This is a genomic window from Methylobacterium dankookense (assembly GCF_902141855.1).
Classification (GTDB): Bacteria; Pseudomonadota; Alphaproteobacteria; order Rhizobiales; family Beijerinckiaceae; genus Methylobacterium; species Methylobacterium dankookense.
Genome location: NZ_CABFVH010000097.1, coordinates 1 through 5,570 on the forward strand (window position 1 = coordinate 1; position 5,570 = coordinate 5,570).

At 58.0% G+C, this 5,570-nt stretch carries 2 tRNA genes and 3 rRNA genes; all 5 read left to right on the plus strand.

The annotated features are described in order from the left end of the window. Window positions 1–201: 201 nt before the first annotated feature. The 5 genes from MTDSW087_RS29455 (at window position 202) to rrf (ending at window position 5,548) form a co-directional block, all read left to right on the plus strand. A 16S ribosomal RNA gene (locus MTDSW087_RS29455) occupies window positions 202–1,686 on the plus strand. Window positions 1,687–1,878: 192 nt separating this feature from the next. Next, a tRNA-Ile gene (locus MTDSW087_RS29460) sits at window positions 1,879–1,955 on the plus strand. 46 nt (window positions 1,956–2,001) lie between these two features. Further along, window positions 2,002–2,077, plus strand: a tRNA-Ala gene (locus MTDSW087_RS29465). 317 nt (window positions 2,078–2,394) lie between these two features. Further along, a 23S ribosomal RNA gene (locus tag MTDSW087_RS29470) occupies window positions 2,395–5,240 on the plus strand. 192 nt (window positions 5,241–5,432) lie between these two features. Next, a 5S ribosomal RNA gene (gene rrf, locus MTDSW087_RS29475) occupies window positions 5,433–5,548 on the plus strand. The 16S, 23S and 5S rRNA genes sit together here with 2 tRNA genes alongside, the layout of an rRNA operon. Window positions 5,549–5,570 lie beyond the last annotated feature (22 nt).

Sequence of the window (5,570 nt, forward strand, 5' to 3'; positions counted from 1 at the left end):
CGCTCTTTGACAAGTGAATGACGAGAAAGAGAAGCGTGGGCGGCGTTTGTCCTTGCGGATCTGGATTGGTGGCTTCGGCTGCTGGTCTGGGTCGTGAGATGAGACGCTGACCAAGTCTTCTTTTATGAAGCTCCGGATTGCTGGAAACGGCGGTCTGATGTGCTTCTGTCGATGATTTGTGATCAGCTATGATCAGCTCTTCAACTTGAGAGTTTGATCCTGGCTCAGAGCGAACGCTGGCGGCAGGCTTAACACATGCAAGTCGAACGGGCACTTCGGTGCTAGTGGCAGACGGGTGAGTAACACGTGGGAACGTACCCTTTGGTTCGGGACAACTCTGGGAAACTGGAGCTAATACCGGATACGCCCTTTTGGGGAAAGGTTTACTGCCGAAGGATCGGCCCGCGTCTGATTAGCTAGTTGGTGGGGTAACGGCCTACCAAGGCGACGATCAGTAGCTGGTCTGAGAGGATGATCAGCCACACTGGGACTGAGACACGGCCCAGACTCCTACGGGAGGCAGCAGTGGGGAATATTGGACAATGGGCGCAAGCCTGATCCAGCCATGCCGCGTGAGTGATGAAGGCCTTAGGGTTGTAAAGCTCTTTTATCCGGGACGATAATGACGGTACCGGAGGAATAAGCCCCGGCTAACTTCGTGCCAGCAGCCGCGGTAATACGAAGGGGGCTAGCGTTGCTCGGAATCACTGGGCGTAAAGGGCGCGTAGGCGGCGTTTTAAGTCGGGGGTGAAAGCCTGTGGCTCAACCACAGAATGGCCTTCGATACTGGGACGCTTGAGTCTGGTAGAGGTTGGTGGAACTGCGAGTGTAGAGGTGAAATTCGTAGATATTCGCAAGAACACCGGTGGCGAAGGCGGCCAACTGGACCAGCACTGACGCTGAGGCGCGAAAGCGTGGGGAGCAAACAGGATTAGATACCCTGGTAGTCCACGCTGTAAACGATGAATGCTAGCTGTTGGGGTGCATGCATCTCAGTAGCGCAGCTAACGCATTAAGCATTCCGCCTGGGGAGTACGGTCGCAAGATTAAAACTCAAAGGAATTGACGGGGGCCCGCACAAGCGGTGGAGCATGTGGTTTAATTCGAAGCAACGCGCAGAACCTTACCATCCTTTGACATGGCGTGTTATGGGGAGAGATCTCCAGTCCTCTTCGGAGGCGCGCACACAGGTGCTGCATGGCTGTCGTCAGCTCGTGTCGTGAGATGTTGGGTTAAGTCCCGCAACGAGCGCAACCCACGTCCTCAGTTGCCATCATTCAGTTGGGCACTCTGGGGAGACTGCCGGTGATAAGCCGCGAGGAAGGTGTGGATGACGTCAAGTCCTCATGGCCCTTACGGGATGGGCTACACACGTGCTACAATGGCGGTGACAGTGGGACGCGAGACCGCGAGGTTGAGCAAATCCCCAAAAGCCGTCTCAGTTCGGATTGCACTCTGCAACTCGAGTGCATGAAGGTGGAATCGCTAGTAATCGTGGATCAGCATGCCACGGTGAATACGTTCCCGGGCCTTGTACACACCGCCCGTCACACCATGGGAGTTGGTCTTACCCGACGGCGCTGCGCTAACCCGCAAGGGAGGCAGGCGACCACGGTAGGGTCAGCGACTGGGGTGAAGTCGTAACAAGGTAGCCGTAGGGGAACCTGCGGCTGGATCACCTCCTTTCTAAGGATGTTCCTAGCCAAGATGATCGGCAGGTCGGCAACGATCTGATCCGGTCCGCTCTTCGTGGAACGTCATTTAGATAACAGGGGCCAGTCAGGCCCCATGGGCGGGGCAGGCGCCGTCCTCGTTTCTCTTTCTCCATCCGGATAGCGTGATCGGCTACGCCGTTCATCGCGGTGCGTCGATCATACTGGGCCTGTAGCTCAGGTGGTTAGAGCGCACCCCTGATAAGGGTGAGGTCGGACGTTCGAGTCGTCCCAGGCCCACCACGATCTGATGCGGTCTCCGTCATGAGCAGCCAGGGCCTTCGGGTTCGGGGACATAGCTCAGTTGGGAGAGCGCGTGCTTTGCAAGCATGAGGTCGTCGGTTCGATCCCGTCTGTCTCCACCATTGTTTTGGGTGTCGGCGCAGCCTTGTTGCGACGACCCGAGCGGTGCGAGCGACGATCCGGATGATACACGTTTGCCGCGGGCCTGATGGTCTCCTCACTGAGGACGCCGCCCGTGTGCGAAGAGATGTGACATCGTGAAGAGGGAATGTGTGCCGGAGGCGCAGCGAGAGCTGCGGTCCACCGGTCATGTTCGGCAAGCATACGGTGGCAAGGCTCCAGCGAGCCTTGTCACTGGTCTTTTTGTGACCGCGCAGGTCTGTGACCGGCAGCCGCTGATACGGCTGTCGCTCACGGGCGGCGCATGGATCACGAGAGCGATCAAGTGCCTTAAGAGCATTCGGTGGATGCCTTGGCGCTGAGAGGCGATGAAGGACGTGGTACGCTGCGATAAGCCTTGGGGAGCTGCGAACGAGCTTTGATCCAGGGATTTCCGAATGGGGAAACCCACCTTCGACCTTCCGTATGGCAGAGGCATGACGACCTTGGGCTTCGAGCCCGGAGCGGGACCCACATCCCGCGGTCGTTCCTGCGCCTGCCATACGGTTGGTCAGATGAAGGTATCAGACCCTGAATCCATAGGGGTTTGAAGCGAACCCGGGGAACTGAAACATCTCAGTACCCGGAGGAAAGGACATCAACGAGACTCCGTCAGTAGTGGCGAGCGAACGCGGATCAGGCCAGTGCCTGTGTTGAGTTTACCGGAACGGTCTGGAAAGGCCGGCGCGATGGGTGACAGCCCCGTACGGGACGGACGATACGCAGGACTCGAGTAGGGCGGGACACGTGAAATCCTGTCTGAACATGGGGGGACCACCCTCCAAGCCTAAGTACTCCTCAGCGACCGATAGTGAACCAGTACCGTGAGGGAAAGGTGAAAAGCACCCCGACGAGGGGAGTGAAACAGCACCTGAAACCGGATGCTTACAAACAGTGGGAGCTCAAGGTTCGTCCTGGGTGACCGCGTACCTTTTGTATAATGGGTCAGCGACTTAAAGTTACGAGCAAGCTTAAGCCGATAGGTGGAGGCGCAGCGAAAGCGAGTCTGAACAGGGCGTTCAGTTCGTGGCTTTAGACCCGAAACCGAGTGATCTAGCCATGTGCAGGATGAAGGTGGGGTAACACCCACTGGAGGTCCGAACCAGTGCCCGTTGAAAAGGTCTTGGATGACGTGTGGCTAGGGGTGAAAGGCCAATCAAACTCGGAAATAGCTGGTTCTCCGCGAAAGCTATTTAGGTAGCGCCTCGAGTGAATACCGTGCGGGGTAGAGCACTGGATGGGCTAGGGCCGCCCACAGCGGTACCAAACCCAACCAAACTCCGAATACGCACGAGTACTGCTCGGGAGACACACGGCGGGTGCTAACGTCCGTCGTGGAGAGGGAAACAACCCTGACCGACAGCTAAGGCCCCCAATTCGTGGCTAAGTGGGAAAGGATGTGGGACTCCCAAAACAACCAGGAGGTTGGCTTAGAAGCAGCCATCCTTTAAAGAAAGCGTAACAGCTCACTGGTCTAAACAAGGGGTCCTGCGCCGAAAATGTAACGGGGCTCAAGCCACGAGCCGAAGCTTCGGGTGCATCTTTGATGCGCGGTAGCGGAGCGTTCCCTAGGCCTGTGAAGCGGTACCTGTGAGGGGCCGTGGAGGTATGGGAAGTGCGAATGCTGACATGAGTAACGACAAAGAGTGTGAAAGACACTCTCGCCGAAAGTCCAAGGGTTCCTGCGTAAAGTTAATCTGCGCAGGGTTAGCCGGCCCCTAAGGCGAGGCCGAAAGGCGTAGTCGATGGGAATGGGGTGAATACTCCCCAGCCAGTGGATGGTGACGGATGCCGTATATCGTTCGAGCTTATCGGATTGCTCGGGCGGTGAAGGGGTCCCAGGAAAGAGCCTCCACATCAGACCGTACCCGAAACCGACACAGGTGGACTGGTAGAGTATACCAAGGCGCTTGAGAGAACGATGCTGAAGGAACTCGGCAATTTGCCTCCGTAACTTCGGGATAAGGAGGCCCTGCTCCTGGGCAACCAGGGGTGGGGGGCACAGACCAGGGGGTGGCGACTGTTTATCTAAAACACAGGGCTCTGCGAAGTCTGTAAGACGACGTATAGGGCCTGACGCCTGCCCGGTGCCGGAAGGTTAAGAGGAGAGGTGAGAGCTTTGAATCGAAGCCCCGGTAAACGGCGGCCGTAACTATAACGGTCCTAAGGTAGCGAAATTCCTTGTCGGGTAAGTTCCGACCTGCACGAATGGCGTAACGATCTCCCCGCTGTCTCCAGCATCGGCTCAGTGAAATTGAATTCCCCGTGAAGATGCGGGGTTCCTGCGGTCAGACGGAAAGACCCCGTGCACCTTTACTGTAGCTTTGCGCTGGCCATCGTGTCGGCATGTGTAGGATAGGTGGTAGGCTTTGAAGCCGGGGCGCCAGCCTTGGTGGAGCCATCCTTGAAATACCACCCTTGGCGTTATGATGGTCTAACCGCGGCCCCTGATCGGGGTCCGGGACCGCGCATGGCAGGCAGTTTGACTGGGGCGGTCGCCTCCCAAAGCGTAACGGAGGCGTACGAAGGTGGGCTCAGAGCGGTCGGAAATCGCTCGTCGCGTGCAATGGCATAAGCCCGCTTGACTGCGAGACGGACAGGTCGAGCAGAGACGAAAGTCGGTCATAGTGATCCGGTGGTCCCGCGTGGGTGGGCCATCGCTCAACGGATAAAAGGTACGCCGGGGATAACAGGCTGATGACCCCCAAGAGTCCATATCGACGGGGTCGTTTGGCACCTCGATGTCGGCTCATCACATCCTGGGGCTGGAGAAGGTCCCAAGGGTTCGGCTGTTCGCCGATTAAAGTGGTACGTGAGCTGGGTTCAGAACGTCGTGAGACAGTTCGGTCCCTATCTGCCGTGGGTGTTGGAGACTTGAGAAGCTTTGTCCCTAGTACGAGAGGACCGGGATGAACGTACCTCTGGTGGAGCTGTTGTCGCGCCAGCGGCAGTGCAGCATAGCTATGTACGGACGGGATAACCGCTGAAGGCATCTAAGCGGGAAACCCCCTTCGAAACGAGGTCTCCCTTGAGGGCCGTGGAAGACGACCACGTCGATAGGCCGGGCGTGCACGTGCAGCAATGCACTGAGCGGACCGGTACTAATCGCCCGATTGGCTTGATCGTCTCTCGTGATCCATCGCCGTGCAAAACAGGCACGGTCACAGACAGACCAGCAGCACAGGCCGTCCCCTGGACGGACCTCAGCTGAACCGAGCGCAGCTACGGCTGTCGCTCAGCATGCTTGCCGAACGGACCCCCGCCGTCGCAGAAACCCTGCACGGCCAAAGTCCCAAACGAAAACTTGCGTTGCGCCGGCCTGGTGGCCTGAGCGGTGTGCCCCAAACCCGATCCCATCTCGAACTCGGCCGTTAAACGCACCAGCGCCCATGGTACTGTGTCTCAAGACACGGGAGAGTCGGTCGCCGCCAGGCCTGCCCAACGCAAGACACACAC